The sequence below is a fragment of the Pseudomonas rustica genome (genome assembly GCF_018336155.1).
In the GTDB taxonomy this organism is placed as follows: Bacteria; Pseudomonadota; Gammaproteobacteria; order Pseudomonadales; family Pseudomonadaceae; genus Aquipseudomonas; species Aquipseudomonas rustica.
Genome location: NZ_JAGYHF010000017.1, coordinates 1 through 18,064 on the forward strand (window position 1 = coordinate 1; position 18,064 = coordinate 18,064).

General features: G+C 58.8%; 19 protein-coding genes. 9 read left to right on the forward strand and 10 right to left on the reverse strand.

Annotated elements, in window-relative coordinates; all coding sequences use genetic code 11:
- Positions 1 to 500: 500 nt before the first annotated feature.
- The 5 genes from KFS80_RS25060 to KFS80_RS25080 all read right to left on the reverse strand — a co-directional run bounded on the left by KFS80_RS25060 (position 501) and on the right by KFS80_RS25080 (position 4,224).
- A complete protein-coding gene (locus KFS80_RS25060) occupies positions 501 to 728 on the reverse strand; it encodes a hypothetical protein (RefSeq protein ID WP_053123372.1) in 228 nt (75 codons plus the stop codon).
- Positions 729 to 730: 2 nt separating this feature from the next.
- Complete coding sequence (locus tag KFS80_RS25065; RefSeq protein WP_212546268.1) at positions 731 to 1,444, reverse strand: lipopolysaccharide kinase InaA family protein; 714 nt, start codon at positions 1,442 to 1,444, stop codon at positions 731 to 733.
- Between the two features lie 4 nt (positions 1,445 to 1,448).
- Positions 1,449 to 2,117, reverse strand: coding sequence for a class I SAM-dependent methyltransferase (locus KFS80_RS25070; protein WP_053123376.1), 669 nt, complete (start codon positions 2,115 to 2,117; stop codon positions 1,449 to 1,451).
- 161 nt (positions 2,118 to 2,278) lie between these two features.
- Positions 2,279 to 3,553 carry a sensor histidine kinase gene (locus KFS80_RS25075; RefSeq protein ID WP_212546269.1) on the reverse strand — a complete coding sequence of 425 codons (1,275 nt, stop codon included), beginning with the start codon at positions 3,551 to 3,553 and terminating at the stop codon, positions 2,279 to 2,281.
- The gene (locus KFS80_RS25080) at positions 3,553 to 4,224 is read right to left on the reverse strand and encodes a response regulator transcription factor (RefSeq protein WP_053123379.1); all 672 of its coding nucleotides are present in this window, start codon (positions 4,222 to 4,224) and stop codon (positions 3,553 to 3,555) included. The genes KFS80_RS25075 and KFS80_RS25080 overlap by 1 nt, the downstream gene beginning before the upstream one ends.
- A gap of 221 nt (positions 4,225 to 4,445) precedes the next feature.
- Between KFS80_RS25080 and KFS80_RS25085 the strand changes: the two genes are divergently transcribed.
- Positions 4,446 to 5,189: a phosphatase PAP2 family protein gene (locus tag KFS80_RS25085; protein WP_212546270.1), complete on the forward strand. Its 744-nt coding sequence runs from the start codon at positions 4,446 to 4,448 to the stop codon at positions 5,187 to 5,189.
- Positions 5,190 to 5,354: 165 nt separating this feature from the next.
- Here the strand turns inward: KFS80_RS25085 and groL are convergent, their stop codons facing one another.
- The 4 genes from groL to KFS80_RS25105 all read right to left on the reverse strand — a co-directional run bounded on the left by groL (position 5,355) and on the right by KFS80_RS25105 (position 8,878).
- Positions 5,355 to 7,001 (reverse strand): chaperonin GroEL, encoded by a 1,647-nt coding sequence (gene groL, locus KFS80_RS25090; RefSeq protein ID WP_053123383.1) that lies wholly within the window; start codon positions 6,999 to 7,001, stop codon positions 5,355 to 5,357.
- A 50-nt stretch (positions 7,002 to 7,051) separates the two neighbouring features.
- Positions 7,052 to 7,345, reverse strand: coding sequence for a co-chaperone GroES (locus KFS80_RS25095; protein WP_007916610.1), 294 nt, complete (start codon positions 7,343 to 7,345; stop codon positions 7,052 to 7,054).
- A 259-nt stretch (positions 7,346 to 7,604) separates the two neighbouring features.
- A complete protein-coding gene (locus KFS80_RS25100; protein WP_212546271.1) occupies positions 7,605 to 8,081 on the reverse strand; it encodes an FxsA family protein in 477 nt (158 codons plus the stop codon).
- Positions 8,082 to 8,146: 65 nt separating this feature from the next.
- On the reverse strand, positions 8,147 to 8,878 hold the full coding sequence (locus KFS80_RS25105) for a HugZ family pyridoxamine 5'-phosphate oxidase (protein ID WP_053123387.1): 732 nt from the start codon (positions 8,876 to 8,878) through the stop codon (positions 8,147 to 8,149).
- 164 nt (positions 8,879 to 9,042) lie between these two features.
- On the opposite strand from KFS80_RS25105, the gene KFS80_RS25110 reads away from it, so the two are divergent.
- Positions 9,043 to 9,801, forward strand: a complete 759-nt coding sequence (locus tag KFS80_RS25110) for an SDR family oxidoreductase (protein ID WP_053123391.1) — start codon at positions 9,043 to 9,045, stop codon at positions 9,799 to 9,801.
- Positions 9,802 to 9,930: 129 nt separating this feature from the next.
- Here KFS80_RS25110 and apbC read toward each other — a convergent pair whose 3' ends face one another.
- Positions 9,931 to 11,025, reverse strand: a complete 1,095-nt coding sequence (apbC, locus tag KFS80_RS25115) for an iron-sulfur cluster carrier protein ApbC (protein WP_212546272.1) — start codon at positions 11,023 to 11,025, stop codon at positions 9,931 to 9,933.
- A gap of 322 nt (positions 11,026 to 11,347) precedes the next feature.
- On the opposite strand from apbC, the gene metG reads away from it, so the two are divergent.
- From metG to nth, 7 genes are all read left to right on the forward strand, one after another.
- Positions 11,348 to 13,399 (forward strand): methionine--tRNA ligase, encoded by a 2,052-nt coding sequence (gene metG, locus KFS80_RS25120; protein ID WP_212546273.1) that lies wholly within the window; start codon positions 11,348 to 11,350, stop codon positions 13,397 to 13,399.
- A gap of 114 nt (positions 13,400 to 13,513) precedes the next feature.
- A complete protein-coding gene (locus KFS80_RS25125; RefSeq protein WP_212546274.1) occupies positions 13,514 to 14,083 on the forward strand; it encodes an electron transport complex protein RnfA in 570 nt (189 codons plus the stop codon).
- On the forward strand, positions 14,080 to 15,285 hold the full coding sequence (rsxB, locus tag KFS80_RS25130) for an electron transport complex subunit RsxB (RefSeq protein WP_212546275.1): 1,206 nt from the start codon (positions 14,080 to 14,082) through the stop codon (positions 15,283 to 15,285). The genes KFS80_RS25125 and rsxB overlap by 4 nt, the downstream gene beginning before the upstream one ends.
- Entirely contained in the window at positions 15,272 to 16,255 is a 984-nt protein-coding gene (locus KFS80_RS25135; protein WP_212546276.1) for an RnfABCDGE type electron transport complex subunit D, read from the forward strand. The genes rsxB and KFS80_RS25135 overlap by 14 nt, the downstream gene beginning before the upstream one ends.
- Complete coding sequence (locus KFS80_RS25140) at positions 16,252 to 16,857, forward strand: RnfABCDGE type electron transport complex subunit G (protein WP_212546277.1); 606 nt, start codon at positions 16,252 to 16,254, stop codon at positions 16,855 to 16,857. Before KFS80_RS25135 ends, KFS80_RS25140 begins: the two co-directional genes overlap by 4 nt.
- The gene (locus tag KFS80_RS25145; RefSeq protein WP_212546278.1) at positions 16,854 to 17,423 is read left to right on the forward strand and encodes an Rnf-Nqr domain containing protein; all 570 of its coding nucleotides are present in this window, start codon (positions 16,854 to 16,856) and stop codon (positions 17,421 to 17,423) included. The genes KFS80_RS25140 and KFS80_RS25145 overlap by 4 nt, the downstream gene beginning before the upstream one ends.
- On the forward strand, positions 17,420 to 18,058 hold the full coding sequence (gene nth, locus KFS80_RS25150) for an endonuclease III (RefSeq protein ID WP_212546279.1): 639 nt from the start codon (positions 17,420 to 17,422) through the stop codon (positions 18,056 to 18,058). Before KFS80_RS25145 ends, nth begins: the two co-directional genes overlap by 4 nt.
- Positions 18,059 to 18,064: the final 6 nt, after the last annotated feature.

An 18,064-nucleotide genomic window follows, 5' to 3' on the forward strand; every position in this document is an offset into this window, starting at 1 on the left:
GGCGGTGGGTCAATTAATGCATTTGTCGACTGAGACACCGCCTTCGCGAGCAAGCCCGCTCCCACATTTTGACCTGTGCACGCTGTTTGTATTGCGGTGCATTCCCACCCTGCTGGCAAAGCCTGATCCCAAGTAAAACCGATATCCCCCTGTGGGAGCGGGCTTGCTCGCGAAGGCGGCGGGTCAATTAATGCATATGTCGACTGACACACCGCATTCGCGAGCAAGCCCGCTCCCACATTTTGGCCTATGCACGGCATTAAGATTTGGGTTGCCATGCATCTACACCCTGCTGGCGAAATCCGATCCCAAACCCACCGCATAACCCTTGTAGGAGCAGAGCTTGCTCGCGAAGACGGTTTACCAGCCGATTAATATTTGGGCTGACACACTGCCTTCGCGAGCAAGCTTTGCTCCTACAGTGAATTGGGATGGCCATAAAATTTGGCCATAAAAAAGGCCTCGCATCTGCGAGGCCTTTTATTTTGGCTTCAATCGGTTCAACTTTGCGGCCTCATTCCCTGTGCCATCCCGAACATGAACAGCAATAAATCATGGTCGGGTTTGGTCGCCACGGAGGCTTTCGCCACCCGTGGTATTGCGCAGTGTTCGCCCTCTACGGACGCACCGATGACCTGCATGCGTGGCTGCTCCCAGGCAGCCACCGCCAATGAAGCAACTGCCAAGGCGCCAACCAGAAACAAACCTCGTGCAATTTCGAGTTTCATCGCTATAAACCTTTGATAGCGCTGCCAAACGCCGTCTCGTAAAAGTAGACGAGTTTCTTCCAGTCAGCATCGCTGAACGACGAATGGCGGCGCATTTGTTTCATGTCATGGGAGGCGGCGCGATAGGCGGTCAGACGCTGACGGCACTTCTCAAGATCGATCAAGGCCACTTCAACCTTGGCCGAATCCCCTTCGCCGGTCACCCGTACAAAAACGTGCTTGATGTAGATGCAGCTGTGCTGCCAACGGCCCTTGTGCATGCGCGCCATGTTTTCGGCGAGGTCTTTGAGCACGCGCTCATACACCGCTTCGCCGTACTGCGCACGACCACCGGCGGCTTCCCACTTTTCCAGCTCGTCAAAGCCGTCCAGGGATTTGGTCACCAGCAGCGCACGCCACTTGTATTGCGGATCCGGCTGCGCGCCGCAGAAGACGATCTCCGGCACACGCACGCCGAGCTTGCTGACGCCGGTCAGGGCATCCAGCTCACGCAATACGGTCGGACGGCCAAACGGGTGCAGCCAGCTACGATAAATGTGTCCGGTCTGGCGCTTGGCATACAGCAGTTGACCATCACGCCCCACGACTCGCTGAACACCACTTTGGCCACCACGGCGGACATTGGGTTCTTCTACCCATTCGCCTTGCTGGTTCCAGTAGTAGTCGAAACGATCCTGCGGAGCGACGTCCGTCTCTGCTGCAAATTGCACTGCCATCCTGCTACCTCTTGCGTAATACGTAGACCCGCCACATCGCGTATAGCGGGATAAAATCCAATTGTTCCTGAATGCGGAAACCGGCGGCTTCGAATTCTTTCTCGACCGTAGCGGCCGGTAACACAAAACGGTTCTGGTAACCTTCCTGCCCACGTTTTGCCTCGGAGCGCTTGCGCTTCCAGGACTTGAAATTGCCATCCACCCACAGCGAAATAATCACGCTGTCGCGGGTCACACGCTCGAATTCACGCAGGATTGCCATCCGATGCTCGGCTTCACCGATGTGGTGCAGCAAGCGCATGCAGAAAATGCTGTCGACGGCGTTGTCCGGTAAAGCGATGTCGAACGCGGAGGTGTGCAAGGGTTGTACCCTTTTCACCACATCAGCCGGTTGCGCCTGCATCGCGGTCTTGATCATTGATTCGGAGTTGTCCGCACCGATGATTACCCGATTCGATTTTTCCGCCAGCATCGGCCAGAAACGGCCTGCACCGCAGGGCAAATCCAACACCAGCCCCGGCTCGCCGGCCAGAGTCAGCGCCTTGCGGGCCAACTGAACATCGCGCCAATGGGACAAGCGGCGCCCCAGATTGGCTTGATGCTTGTGCAGATATTTCTGCGCATGGTTGTCGTCGTACTTTTCGGAAAAATCGAGCTTGATCGGGCCGGCCATCACCAGGACTCCTGAATTACTGATGCCCCCACCTTAGGGATGGGGGTGTCAGTGTCAGGTCATCCAATTGTGAAAATTTCGTTGGGTAAACCGCCAAACTATTTCAGAGTTATACAGGATTTAGACAGGTAAGCGGGAGTAGCGCGGGGCCACTACGGGCTTCAAAGTTTGCCAAGATCCACTTCGAAGCGGCAGCCATTGGGTTCCATCGTGCTCAAACTGACGCTCCAGCCCTCGTTCTCGCAGATGCGCTGCACCAGCGACAATCCGAGTCCCAGACCCTCGCCGCGTTTCTCGGCCCCGCGCACGAAAGGCTGAAACATCGCCTCGCGTTTTTCCTCCGGAATGCCCACGCCGGAATCTTCGACGATAAAGCCGTTGCCCGTCAGCGTCAGGCGAATAAAACCTTTTTCGGTGTAGTGGCAGGCGTTGCGCAACAGGTTGCCCATCACCGCCCCCAACAAGGTCGCATTGAAACGGGTCTGCGTTGGTTGTCCTGGGGCGAAATCCAGCCTCAAGCCCTTGGATTCAATCGGCTCACGCCACACACACAGTAACCCTTCAGCGACTTGCGAGAGGCTTTGCTGAGGTGCTGCACCCGCGTCTTCACGCTGGGCTCGGGCGAGCATCAGAAAGGTTTGCACCAGTTCGCGCATTTCTTCACTGGCGCGGGCGATGCGCTCGACCTGCGAACGTCCCCGAGCGTCGATCGCCGGGTTTTCCAGCAGCAGCTCACAGGAACTGGCCAAAACCATCAACGGCGTGCGCAACTCATGGCTGACGTCGCTGGTAAACAGCCGCTCACGGGTCAGGGCCTGACGCAGGCGCCCCAGCGTGGCATCAAACGCCACTGCCAGTTCACCGACTTCGTCAGCGGCATAATCCGGCGCCAACGGTGGCGCCAGCCCAAGTAATTGGTCGCGATGGCGAACCTGACGCGCCAGGCGCACCACCGGCGCCATCACCTTACGCGCGAGCACCCAGCCGAGGAACACCGCCAGCGCCAGACTGAGCACAAAACCCACCAGCACCACGGCGAACAGCACGCGCTCGCGCTCTTCGAAATCACTTTGATCCTGCAGCAGCACATAACGCCGACCGTCGACGATCTCGACCATCGCGTGATACGACAGCTGCTCGCGGAACACTTCGTGGAATCCGGAATCAAGGTGACGCAGATCTTTCGGCAACTCGAAATCGCCCGGCCCGCCGCTAAAGTAGAACAACTGATCCGGCTCGGGGCGGTGGCTCCAGTCCGAGACGTTGTCCATCAGCAGCAAGCGCTGCAAGTCGCCACCCAGTCCCGCCGAAATCAGTTTCTCTTCGACCAGATGCACCGTGGCGACAATGCCCATGGCAAACGCGCCGGCCACCAGCGCACTCATCAATGCAAAAGCGATGATGATCCGTTGCGAAAGGCTCTGTCTAAACTCCATTACGCATCGGCCAGGCGGTAACCCACGCCGTGCACGGTATGCAGCAGTGGTTTGGCGAACGGTTTGTCGATCACTTGACGCAACTGGTGCACATGACTGCGCAGGCTGTCGCTGTCCGGGCAGTCGTCGCCCCACAGCGCTTCTTCAAGCACCTCGCGACGCAGTACGTGCGGGCTCTTCTGCATCAATACAGCGAGCAACTTGAGGCCCACCGGGTTGAGCTTGAGCAACTTGCCTTCGCGGGTCACTTCCAGCGTGTCGAGGTCGTAATTCAGCTCGCCAACCTGCAACGCTCGGCGTCCGCCACCTTGCGCACGGCGCATCACCGCTTCGACCCGCGCAGCCAGTTCGGACAAAGCGAACGGCTTGATCAGGTAATCGTCGGCACCGGATTTGAAACCCTGCAAACGGTCATCGAGTTGATCGCGGGCGGTGAGCATGATCACCGGTGTGTCGCGGCGCGCATCTTCACGCAGGCGCTTGCACAGGGTGTAACCGTCGATGCCCGGCAACATGATGTCGAGAATAATCAGGTCGTAATGCTCGGTCGCGGCCAGATGCAGGCCCGACAGACCGTCCTGCGCGCAATCGACGGTATAGCCCTTGAGGCCCAGATAATCGGCCAGATTGGCGAGGATGTCGCGGTTGTCTTCGACCACCAGAATTCGCATGGGCACCTCTTCCGTACACAGTAATGGCCGTCTTGGCCCGCGCAGCTTACGGCCAAGTGTGGCTGACGGCTAGGCGTGTGTTGGGTTGTTTTGCGAGAAAAACGTTCATTGTGGCCGCCAACGTTTTTTTCACTTTCGATTAACAAATCAGCGACGCTAGCGCGCGCAGACTCCCCGCGGTTGCGCTCCTCAGAACACACTTACCGACCAAGGAATTACCCATGGCGTCGACCTCTGCCCGCCCCGCTCCCCGGCCGCTGAATTTCTGGTGGTGCCTGGGAATACCCGCTGTTGCGGCGATCATTCTGGTACTGCTCGAACTGACCGATCTGGACATGTACCTGGCTCAACTGTTTTACGACCCGGTCGCGGGTGATTTCATCGGGCGACACAGTTACTTCCTCGAAGACATCCTGCATGACCGCGCCAAGGAGGTGGTGATTGCGTTTTCGGTGTTTGCGATCTTTGGTTTCATTGGCGCGTTTTTTATAGAGCGGCTGAAACCGTTCAAGCGTGAACTGGGCTGTCTAGTGCTGTCGCTGGGGCTGGCGACTTCGTTTGTCACGCCGGTCAAAGCCATGACGGCGGTGCAATGCCCGTGGAGCCTTGAGCAGTTTGGCGGCCATGAGACTTACAGCAAGCTCATGGAACATCGCCCGCAGACCGACAAGCCGGGGCGTTGCTGGCCGGGTGGGCATGCAGCGACAGGGTTCACGTTGTTTGCACTGTTTTTCGTGCTGCGTGATCGTCGTCCGCGTTTGGCCAAGCAGGCGTTTATCTTTGCCTTTGCGTTGGGTTCGGTGTTTTCGATCAGCCGGATGATGCAGGGTGCGCACTTCTTTTCGCACAACGTGTGGACGGCGATTTTCTGCTGGCTGATTTGTCTGGGGTCGTATTACTGGGTGCTGTATCGCCCGGCGGTGAGGGCTGAGGCAGTCGTCAAAACACAACCAATCAGTGCCTGAATGGAGATCAAAAGATCGCAGCCTTCGGCAGCTCCTACAGATGTTCGCGATCCCCTGTAGGAGCTGCCGAAGGCTGCGATCTTTTGCCTGTGATCTTTTGAAGGACAATAAAAAACCCCGCTGACTCGCGTCAGCGGGGTTTTTCGTTACGGGGGTAAGGCTGGCTTACATCATGCCGCCCATGCCACCCATGCCGCCCATGTCTGGCATGCCGCCGCCAGCGCCGCCATCTTTCTTCGGCGCGTCAGCTACTGCAGCTTCGGTGGTCAGGATCAGACCGCCGATCGACGATGCAGCTTGCAGAGCGGAACGAGTCACCTTGGTTGGATCCAGGATGCCCATTTCGATCATGTCGCCGTATTCGCCAGTTGCAGCGTTGTAACCGAAGTTACCGGTGCCGTTCTTGACTTCGTTGACTACAACGCTTGGCTCGTCGCCGCTGTTGGCAGCGATCTGACGCAGCGGAGCTTCAACAGCGCGGCGCAGAACAGCGATACCAACGTCCTGATCAGCGTTGTCGCCTTTCAGGTCGTTCAGGGTTTGCAGAGCGCGGATCAGCGCAACGCCACCGCCAGGTACCACGCCTTCTTCAACGGCTGCACGGGTTGCGTGCAGGGCGTCTTCAACGCGGGCTTTCTTCTCTTTCATTTCTACTTCGGAACCAGCGCCAACCTTGATCACTGCAACGCCGCCGGACAGCTTGGCCAGACGCTCTTGCAGTTTTTCACGGTCGTAGTCCGAGGAAGTTTCAGCAGCCTGGGCACGGATCTGAGTGATGCGCGCCTGGATGTCTGCTTCAACGCCAGCACCGTCAACGATGATGGTGTTTTCCTTGGAGATGCTGACCTTTTTAGCGCTACCCAGGTTTTCCAGGGTTGCTGCTTCCAGGCTCAGGCCGATTTCTTCGGAGATAACGGTACCGCCGGTCAGAACAGCGATGTCCTGCAGCATGGCCTTGCGACGGTCGCCGAAGCCTGGAGCCTTGACGGCTGCGACTTTAACGATGCCACGCATGTTGTTCACAACCAGAGTCGCGAGGGCTTCGCCTTCAACGTCTTCGGAAACGATCAGCAGTGGACGGCCGGCTTTGGCAACGGCTTCCAGTACTGGCAGCATTTCACGGATGTTCGAGATCTTTTTGTCGACCAGCAGGATCAGCGGGCTGTCCAGCTCGGCAACCATGGTTTCTGGCTTGTTGACGAAGTACGGGGACAGGTAGCCACGGTCGAACTGCATGCCTTCAACAACCGACAGTTCGTTTTCCAGGCCAGTGCCTTCTTCAACGGTGATCACGCCTTCTTTGCCGACTTTTTCCATGGCTTCGGCAATGATGTCGCCGATGGAGCTGTCGGAGTTGGCGGAGATGGTGCCTACCTGAGCGATTGCCTTGGTGTCAGCGCAAGGCTTGGACAGGTTCTTCAGCTCTTTGACGATAGCGATGGTCGCTTTGTCGATACCGCGCTTCAGATCCATCGGGTTCATGCCGGCAGCGACGGCTTTCAGGCCTTCGTTGACGATCGACTGAGCCAGAACGGTAGCGGTAGTAGTACCGTCACCAGCGTCATCGTTGGCACGGGAGGCAACGTCTTTGACCAGCTGCGCGCCCATGTTTTCGAAACGGTCTTCGAGTTCGATTTCTTTGGCGACGGAAACGCCGTCCTTGGTGATGGTCGGAGCGCCGAAGCTCTTCTCGATGATCACGTTACGGCCTTTCGGGCCCAGGGTCGCTTTTACTGCGTCAGCCAGGACGTTGACGCCCTTGAGCATTTTTTTACGGGCGGAATCGCCAAACAGAACTTCTTTAGCAGCCATGATCGATATTCCTTAAATACTTTGTAGTAGCGGGAAAATGAACGGGGGTATCAGCCTTCGATAACAGCGAGGATTTCGTTCTCGCTCATTACCAGCAGGTCTTCGCCGTCGACTTTCACTGTGTTGCTGCCGGAGTAAGGACCGAACACAACCTTGTCGCCTTCTTTAACGGACAGTGCGCGCACTTCGCCGTTTTCCAGAGCTTTGCCCGGGCCTACAGCGAGAATCACACCGTGGTTGGCTTTTTCAGCAGCCGAACCTGGCAGGACGATACCGCCAGCGGTTTTCTTTTCTTCTTCGCTGCGACGGATTACGACGCGGTCATGCAGAGGACGAAGCTTCATTGTCGATCTCTCCTAATTGTGGTTTTCATCGGCCGGTGTAGTCCCGGCGGGTTTAACAAATCCGGCCTTCGCCGGTTGCGCCTCGTCGAGCGAGACGCGGAAGACTGACTGGCGCAAATGCCAGAAACCTTTCGGTGACCGATACATAAGGGCGCATAAGCTTATTACAAGGGCGAGGCGAAAAAAATTTCGCGGATTCTGCGGACAAAATCAGCCCCAAACGAACACGGCACCCGAAGGTGCCGTGTCGATGCAGACGTTACTTCGGGTCGCGGTGTTCGAACTCGCCTTCGATCACATCACCCTCGCGGCCCAGAGGCTGACGCGGTGCGGGACCGCCACGCGGTTGCAGGTCGTCAGCAAAGGCGCGCTGACGCATGGCCTGTTCTTCGGCGCGCTGGCGCATTTTGTTCGCCAGCAGACGACGGGTGAACGGCAGCAGCATGACCAGACCGACGACGTCGCTGATAAAGCCCGGCAGAATCAACAGACCACCGGCCAGTGCCAACATCAGGCCTTCGAGCATGGTTTGCGCAGGCAGTTCGCCGCGGTTCAGGCTTTCACGGGCACGCAGTGCCGTGGCCAGACCGGCGACGCGCAGTACGAACACACCGAACATCGAGCCGACAATGATCAGCAGCAGGGCCGGGAAAAACCCGATAGCCCCTGCCACTTTGACGAATACGAACAGCTCCAGCACCGGAAACAGCAGAAAGAGCAACAGAAAAGGGCGCATCAAAGTTTCCTCAACGCAAGAAATGCCTTGCAGTAAGCCTTAGATGACGTCGGCCTTTCGTGAATTCAAGCATCGGCCACTTCATTTTTTGGCCAGACCTCGGCGTGAGCCAGAGAAACCAAGGCTTCGCGCACTTGTGTCGGCGTATTACAAGGTGCTGGGAACGGCAGCCAGTACAGCGCCTGACCGATGCGCAGGTGCATGCCTTCGGTGTCGATGCCCGCCAATTGCGCCGGCACGGTTTTCGGCAGACCGGCGAGGTCGACGTAGTGCGCGATGGCTTTGGCGTGGTCGCTGTTCATGTGCTCGACCATGCTGATCTCGCCCTTGCCGGCGAACGGGTTGGCCAGCGTCACTTGATCGATCCAGTGAATCGCGCCGAAACCGCCGATGTAACGATGGCGCACCGGGGTCAGCACCCAGAAATCGAAATCGTGGGCCTTGTGGTAGTTCTGCGAATCCGGGAAGTAGCGGTAGTAACGCTCGGCGGCGGCTTCAATCGCAGCGCCGTCTTCGAGCTTTTGCGCTTCGGCGAGGTAGGTCAGGCGACCAACGGCTTGCACGTCGTCGGCTTCACGCTCACCCACCAACAGCGAGCATTTCGGATCTTTCTGCAGGTTGTGGGTGTGCTGGGCGATGCGACTGATGAGGATCAGCGGGCGGCCCTGCTCGTCGAGGCAGTACGGCACCACGGAGCCAAAGGGAAAACCGGGCATCGATTTGGAGTGCGTCGACAGCACTCCACGGTATTCCTTGAGAAGCAATTCTCGGGCATTCTTGGCCACTTCAACGCTCAATTTATGACTCCTTAAATAGAATCCGTCGAAAAAACGGACAGGCGCCCGGAAGAAAGTTTCGGTCACGCCATCGGGCAATTCTCATGTGCAAACCAGCCACGGCCGGTGCAGATCGGGAGTCGCTGACAATAAAAACTACTCAGACCTGCTATCGGGGCATGCGAATGCAACTCAACGACAAAGTAATCATTATCACTGGCGGTTGCCAGGGTTTGGGCCGCTCCATGGCCGAGTATTTCGCTGGCAAGGGCGCGAAGCTTGCGCTCGTCGACCTCAATCAGGAAAAACTCGACGACGCGGTCGCGGCGTGTAAAGCCAAGGGCGTCGAGGCGCGCAGCTATCTGTGCAACGTCGCCAATGAAGAACAGGTAGAGCACATGGTCGCTCAGGTGGCCGCCGATTTCGGCGCGATCCACGGCCTGATCAACAACGCCGGGATCCTCCGTGATGGCCTGCTGTTGAAGGTCAAGGACGGCGAGATGACCAAGATGAGCCTGGCACAGTGGCAGGCCGTGATCGACGTCAACCTGACCGGCGTGTTCCTGTGCACCCGTGAAGTGGCGGCGAAAATGGTCGAGCTGAAGAACAGCGGTGCGATCATCAACATCTCGTCGATCTCGCGTGCCGGCAACGTTGGCCAAACCAACTATTCCGCAGCCAAGGCTGGCGTGGCAGCGGCGACGGTGACTTGGGCTAAGGAATTGGCGCGTTACGGGATTCGCGTGGCGGGGATTGCGCCGGGCTTCATCGAAACCGAGATGACCCTGGGCATGAAGCCGGAAGCGCTGGAGAAGATGACCTCGGGGATTCCGCTCAAGCGTATGGGCAAGCCGGAAGAGATCGCGCATTCGGCGGCGTATATCTTCGAGAACGACTACTACACCGGGCGGATTCTGGAGATGGATGGCGGGTTGCGTATCTAACAGCCACCCCAGAAACAAATGTGGGAGCGGGCTTGCTCGCGAATACGGTGGATCAGACAACATTTTCGTCGACTGATACACCGCCTTCGCGAGCAAGCCCGCTCCCACAGTTAATTGTGTTTCAGGTGATCAATCGTCGCTGATGGTGATGTTCGGCATCGCCGGCGATGCCGCTTCCTGCAATACAATCCGCGCGCCAACGTGGCGGGCCAGTTCCTGGTAGACCATGGCAATCTGGCTGTCCGGCTCGGCGATCACCGTTGGCTTGCCGCCATCGGCCTGTTCGCGAATCAGCATCGACAATGGCAGCGAAGCCAGCAGTTCAACGCCATACTGCGTCGCCAGTTTCTCACCACCGCCTTCACCGAACAGATGCTCGGCATGCCCGCAGTTCGAGCAGATGTGCACGGCCATGTTTTCCACCACGCCCAGCACCGGAATGTTGACCTTGCGGAACATTTCCACGCCTTTGCGCGCGTCAAGCAGGGCCAGATCCTGCGGCGTAGTGACGATTACCGCCCCGGCCACCGGAACCTTCTGCGCCAGGGTCAGCTGGATATCGCCGGTGCCTGGCGGCATGTCGATAACCAGATAATCCAGATCGCCCCACGCGGTTTGCGTGACCAGTTGCAGCAACGCGCCGGAAACCATCGGCCCGCGCCAGACCATCGGCGTGTTGTCGTCGGTGAGGAACGCCATCGACATGACTTCGACACCGTGGGCCTTGAGCGGCACGAACCACTTCTGATCCTTGACCTCCGGGCGGGTGCGCTCGGGAATGCCAAACATGATGCCTTGGCTCGGGCCATAGATATCGGCGTCGAGAATACCGACCTTGGCGCCTTCACGGGCCAGCGCCAGCGCGAGGTTTGCGGCGGTGGTCGACTTGCCCACACCGCCCTTGCCGGAGGCCACGGCGACGACGTTCTTGACGTTGGCCAGGCCCGGGATCTGCGCCTGCGCCTTGTGCGCGGCGATCACCGTGTTGACTTCAACCCTGGCAATCACCACGCCGTCGAGGTTTTCGATGGCCAGTTGCAGCAATTGCGCCCAGCCGCTCTTGAACAGACCGGCGGCGTAACCGATTTCCAGCTGCACATTGACGCGATCACCGACGATCTCGATGTTCTTCACGCAACCGGCGCTGACCGGATCCTGGTTCAGGTAAGGGTCGGTGTATTGGCTGAGGACGGCTTCCACCGCTGCGCGAGTGACGGCGCTCATGGGCAACTCCGATAACAAGACTGGGAAAAGATGGTGGGTATCGTACGCTGGACACCGATTTGAGGCGAACAGATTACTTGAGCTGGAAAACCATTGTGGCGAGGGGATTTATCCCCGCTGGGTGGCGAAGCCGCCCCAAAATCGCAAAGCTCGGTGTATCAGGTAGACCGAGCTCTCTGGTTTTACGACTGCTGTGCAGCCGGACGGGGATAAATCCCCTCGCCACAAATGCACTCAAAGTACCCAGCGGCGCAGGGGTGAAAAATATGCGCCAGCGCTTTATAGTGGCCGACCTCCGTTTCATCAAGTAGCGAAGCCCCACATGTCCGAACCACGCAAGATCCTCGTCACCAGCGCCCTGCCCTACGCCAACGGTTCGATTCACCTTGGCCATATGCTGGAATACATCCAGACCGATATGTGGGTGCGCTTCCAGAAGCATCGCGGCAATCAATGCATCTACGTCTGCGCCGACGACGCCCACGGTTCGGCGATCATGCTGCGCGCGGAAAAGGAAGGCATCACCCCGGAACAACTGATCGCTAACGTGCAGGCTGAACACAGCGCCGACTTTGCCGAATTCCTGGTTGATTTCGACAACTTCCACTCCACTCACGCTGAAGAAAACCGTGAGCTGTCGAGCCAGATCTACATCAAGCTGCGTGACGCCGGGCACATCGCTCAACGCTCGATCACCCAGTATTTCGACCCGGAAAAGAAAATGTTCCTGGCCGACCGCTTCATCAAGGGCACTTGCCCGAAATGCGGCACCGAAGACCAGTACGGCGACAACTGCGAAAAATGCGGTGCGACCTACGCCCCGACTGATCTGAAGGATCCGAAGTCGGCGATCTCTGGCGCCACCCCGGTGCTCAAGGATTCCCAGCACTTCTTCTTCAAACTGCCGGACTTCCAGGAAATGCTGCAAACCTGGACCCGCAGCGGCACCCTGCAAGACGCCGTCGCCAACAAAATCGCCGAATGGCTGGACGCCGGCCTGCAACAGTGGGACATCTCCCGCGATGCGCCGTACTTCGGTTTCGAGATTCCGGGCGAGCCTGGCAAGTACTTCTACGTGTGGCTGGATGCACCGATCGGCTACATGGCCAGCTTCAAGAACCTTTGCGACCGTACGCCGGAGCTGGATTTCGACGCGTTCTGGGCCAAGGATTCCACCGCCGAGCTGTACCACTTCATCGGCAAGGACATCGTCAACTTCCACGCGTTGTTCTGGCCAGCCATGCTCGAAGGCGCGGGCTACCGCAAGCCGACCGGCATCAACGTGCACGGCTACCTGACCGTCAACGGCCAGAAGATGTCCAAGTCGCGCGGCACCTTTATCAAGGCCCGCACTTATCTGGATCACCTGTCGCCGGAATACCTGCGCTACTACTACGCGGCAAAACTCGGTCGTGGCGTTGATGACCTCGACCTGAACCTCGAAGACTTCGTGCAGAAGGTCAACTCCGACCTGGTCGGCAAAGTCGTCAACATCGCCAGCCGTTGCGCCGGTTTCATTCAAAAAGGCAACGCCGGCCTGTTGGTCGACAACAATGCTGCGCCAGAGCTGACCGAGGCTTTCCTTGCCGCCGCGCCAAGCATTGCCGATGCCTATGAAGCCCGCGACTTCGCCCGCGCCATGCGTGAAATCATGGGTCTCGCCGACCGCGCCAACGCCTGGATTGCCGACAAGGCGCCGTGGTCGTTGAACAAGCAGGAAGGCAAACACGATGAAGTCCAGGCGATCTGCGCCACTGGCATCAATCTGTTCCGCCAACTGGTGATCTTCCTCAAACCGGTGCTGCCGCTGCTGGCCGCCGATGCCGAGGCGTTCCTCAACGTCGCCCCGCTGACCTGGAACGACCACGCGACCCTGCTGGCCAATCATCAACTGAACGAGTTCAAGCCGTTGATGACTCGCATCGACCCGGTAAAAGTCCAAGCCATGACCGACGCCTCGAAAGAAGACCTGACCGCCAGCCAGACCGACACCGGTGCCGCCGCCCCTGCGGGCAATGGCGAACTGGCCAAGGATCCGCTGTCGGCGGAAATCGACTTCGACGCTTTCGCCGCGATCGACCTGCGCGTTGCGCTGATCGTCAAAGCCGAACACGTGGAAGGTGCCGACAAGCTGCTGCGCCTGACGCTGGATATCGGTGACGAGCAACGCAACGTGTTCTCGGGGATCAAGAGCGCTTATCCGGATCCGTCCAAACTCGACGGCCGTCTGACCATGATGATCGCCAACCTCAAGCCACGGAAAATGAAGTTTGGTATTTCCGAAGGCATGGTCATGGCAGCCGGCCCTGGCGGTGAAGAAATCTACCTGCTGAGCCCTGACAGCGGCGCCAAGCCGGGTCAACGCATCAAGTAACACTCGGCGGTGAATCGATCCCACAGGCGTGCCCGGCATGCCTGTGGGATTTTTCATATCTGCCCGGATAATGCCTAACCTTAAGAGACAGCCGCCCGTTTCGCTGGCAGAACCATGACCGAACTTGTGCTTACGCTCATCAGTGCTGCGCTGCTCAACAACTTCGTGTTGCACTGGCCGCTGGGCGTCGATCCGCTGTTGGCGGGAAGTCGTCGGCAGGTGCATGCGCTGGGGCTGGCGACGTTGTGTCTGATGTTGATCGTCGGCGTCATCGGTTACGCGATCTGGCATTGGCTGCTGGTGCCGCTGCAACTTGAGGCGCTGCGCCTGTTCGTGTTTCTGCCGTTAAGCGTCTTGCTGATCGCGCCGCTGTTGAAACGGTTGGCGCGCTGGCGTCCGCATCTGCCTTTCGACGGATTATGGCCGCTGTTGTTGGGCAATGCCGGCGTACTCGGACTGGCGCTGATCAATGCGCAAAACGATCAAGGCCTGCTCCACGCGACAGCGCTGAGCCTCGGCGCCGGGCTGGGTTTCTGGCTGGTGCTGAGCCTGTTCTGCGATTTGCGTGAGCGCACCGCCGACAACGACATTCCCCTGCCCTTTCGCGGCTTGCCGATCGACTTGATCGGCGCCGGACTGATCGCAGTGATTTTTCTCGGATTCAGTGGACTGATCAAAACATGAGTCTGATTCAACGCATCGATGCCCTTCTGCCGCAGACCCAATGCGGCAAGTGTGGCCATCCCGGATGCAAACCCTATGCGCAAGGCATCGTTGACGGCGAGCCGATCAACAAATGCCCGCCCGGTGGCGATGAAACCATCGCAGCGTTGGCCGAGCTGTTGAAAGTGCCGGTGCTGGAACTCGATATCAGTCGCGGTTCGGCGCCGCCGCAAGTCGCCTATATCCGCGAAGCCGAATGCATCGGCTGCACCAAGTGCATTCAGGCCTGCCCGATCGATGCCATCGTCGGCGCGGCGAAATTGATGCACACGGTGATCATCGATGAATGCACCGGCTGCGACCTGTGTGTAGCGCCGTGCCCGGTGGATTGCATCGAAATGCATCCTTTGCCTTTGAGCACGTTGCCGGTGGTCGGCGGCTTGGCCTTCAGTCTTGAAGAACAACGCGCGCGCGCCGCCAAACGCGATCACGCGCGCCTGCGATTCGAACGACGCAATGACCGATTGCTGCGCGAAGAACAGCAAAAGCAGGCCGAACGTGAAGCCCGCGCCAAACGTGCTGCTCAGCCTGAGGCGACCGCGTCGGATCCAGTGCAGGCTGCGCTGGAGCGCGTACGCGCCCAGAAAACCGCGACCGCCGATGCGGCACTGAAAAAAGCCAAGATCGATGTGGCGATGAGCCGCGCGCAACTGCACAAATCGCTGAAAGCTTTCGGCCATCCGCCGACCTTCGAGCAACAGTCGCAATTGATCGTGCTCCAGCAACAATTTGAAGCGGCGGAACAGGCCTTGGCGCAACTGGAAAGCAACGCCCCGGCAGTTGCGGCACCAGCCCCCGCGAAAGATGCCGACCTGAAACGCGCGAAAATCCAGTTGGCGATGCGCCGCGCCGAGCTGAAAAAAGCGCAAACCGCCGAAGCATCACCGGAGCAGATCGCCACACTGGAACACGCACTGCGCGACGCCGAACAAGCGTTGCACGACGCCGAAGCCACAAGCGATCAACCAGTGCCTGACTTGGTGCGCGTCGAAAAACGCCCGATCGACAGCCAGCTTCGCCAACTAAAAACCGAATTGGCCTACGCCCGCGCCGACCTCAACAAACTCGAACGCCGCGCCGACACGCCCGACGACATCCTCGACAAGGCCCGCGCCCGCCTGCAAACCGCCGAGCGCCAGGTGCAAGACCATGTCGCCCTTTGAGGCACCGGACGAGCGCCTGCAACAAGCGATGAAGCTTGTGCTGCTGGCCCTGCTGCCGGGGCTGCTGGCGTTGTTCTGGTTGTACGGATGGGGTGTGTTGATCAACCTGATTCTGGCTGTTACCACCGCTTTGATTGTCGAGGCGATTGTTACTCGACTGCGCCGTCAACCCTTACCGCCGACGCTAAGTGATGGCAGCGCGATTGTCAGTGCCACATTGCTCGCTGCCGCCCTGCCGCCCTATTGCCCGTGGTGGCTGACGGTGACGGCGGTGGCTGCGGGTTTGCTGTTCGGCAAGCATTTGTACGGCGGTGTCGGCAAAAATCCGTTCAATCCGGCGATGCTCGGTTTTGTTTTGGCGATGGTGATGTTTGCGCAGCCGATGACTCATTGGCCCGCCCATGGCCTGGATCTCACGACAAGCTTTCAACAGGTATTCAACATCGGTCAGGCGCCGGATGCCTGGGTGCAGGCCACCGCACTGGACAGTCTGCGCATCAACAAAAGCCTGACCATGGATGAGCTGTTCGCCAGTGATTCGGCCTTCGGGCGTTTCGGCGGTCGCGGCGTGGAATGGGTGAATCTGGCGTTTTTCGCCGGCGGGCTGTTTTTGCTGCAGCGGCGAGTGATCGCCTGGCACGCGCCGGTCGGCATGCTCGCCAGCCTTTTTGTGATCAGCCTGCTGTGCTGGAACGGATCGGGATCGGACTCCCATGGATCGCCGCTATTTCACCTGCTCAGCGGCGCGACCATGCTCGGTGCGTTCTTCATCATCACCGAGCCGGTCTCGGGTGCCAGAACGGCGCTTGCCAGATTGCTGTTTGGCGTCGGCGTCGGCCTTCTGACCTATCTGATTCGCACGTGGGGCGGTTACCCGGATGGCGTCGCGTTTGCCGTTTTGTTGATGAACCTTTGCGTGCCGGCGCTGGAACGGTTTGCCGCTAGCCGTCAGCCACAGGTGAGCCCATGAACCGCACGGGCAGCGCATTGACGTTATTGCTGTTGGCGATGGTCGGCATCGGCACGACGTATCTGCTGCAACGCAACAGTGCACCGCAGATTGCTGCCGAACAACTTTTGGCCGACAACCGCAAACTGCTCGACGTGCTGCCCACTGACAGCTACGACAACCAACCGCTGGAACAGCCGCTTCCGCTGACCGATACGGGGCTGAGCCACAGCACGCTTACAGCGGGTTACCGTGCAACCAGGAATGGCCAGACCGTTGCAGTGTTGCTGCGCAATCAGACCGAGGGTTACGCCGCTGCCATCGAATTGCTGATCGCCATCGATACCAACGGCAAATTGCTCGGCGTGAAAACCCTCAAGCAAAACGAAACCCCGGCGCTCGGCGGGCCCATTGGCGATTGGCCGAACCACTGGCTTCAGTTATTCACCGGCAAATCACGCGGCGAACCGAATGACGCTGGCTGGGCATTGAAAAAAGATCAGGGGCAATTCGACCAAATGGCTGGGGCGACCATTACTTCCCGCGCAGCCATCAACGCGATCCACGATGCATTGCGCTACTTTGACGAGCATCGAAGCGCATTGCTGGGGAGCGCACCATGAGCCTGACCAACTCGCTGATGCTGGTGCTATTGCTGGGCACCACCGTTTCTTTGGCCGGTGCGTTGGGCACGATGTTGATGTTCGTCGCAGTGGTCGGCATTTATGCTTTGGGCATGTCACCACTGCGTTCGCGCCTGACAGATGGAAGTGCCTTGCTGGCCGGTGTGTTGCTTGCTGCAACGTTGGCCAGTTGTGCCGATCTGTTGGCGCAACGCTGGTTCCTGGCGTGGCATCAGTCGTTCGGCCTTTATGGCGGATTGATCGCCTTGCAGTGCGTGGTGCTCGAGCGCAACGGCTTCTTCCGCCAACCGCTGGCGCAGCGCTTCAAGCTTTGCGCATTGTTTGGCGGTTTGATGCTGGTGCTCGCCGCGCTGCGTGAACTCATCGGGCAGGGAAGCCTTGGCCGTGGGTTGTCCGCGCATGGCTCAGGTCTTGTTTTATTCGGCGAAGGGCTGCATCTGGCAACCCTGGTGCCTGGCGCCTTTATTGTATTGGGGCTGCTGCTCGCGGCCCGTCAGGGGTGGACGCGCCCGAACTCTATTTCCAAGGAAACGCATCGCCCATGAATGCTGCAAAACGTCTTGAGATCTTTCGCCGACTGCATGAAGACAATCCCGAGCCGAAGACAGAACTGGCCTACTCCTCGCCCTTCGAACTGCTGATTGCGGTGATTCTTTCGGCGCAGTCAACCGACGTCGGCGTCAACAAGGCCACGGCGAAACTGTTCCCGATCGCCAATACGCCCGCCGCCATTCATGCCTTGGGCGTCGAAGGCCTGTCCGAATACATCAAGACCATCGGCCTCTACAACAGCAAAGCGAAAAACGTCATCGAGACCTGCCGCATGCTGGTCGAACTCCATGGCAGTGAAGTCCCGCAGACCCGCGAAGAGCTCGAAGCCCTGCCCGGCGTTGGCCGTAAAACCGCCAACGTGGTGCTCAACACCGCGTTTCGCCAATTGACCATGGCCGTCGACACGCACATTTTCCGCGTCAGCAACCGCACCGGCATCGCCCCCGGCAAAAATGTGGTTGAGGTGGAAAAGAAGCTGATGAAATTTGTACCCAAGGAATTCCTGCTCGATTCCCATCACTGGCTGATTCTTCACGGACGCTATGTGTGTCTTGCCCGCAAGCCGCGCTGTGGCAGCTGTCGGATTGAAGACTTGTGCGAATACAAAGCCAAAACGTCCGACGATTGACTGGCT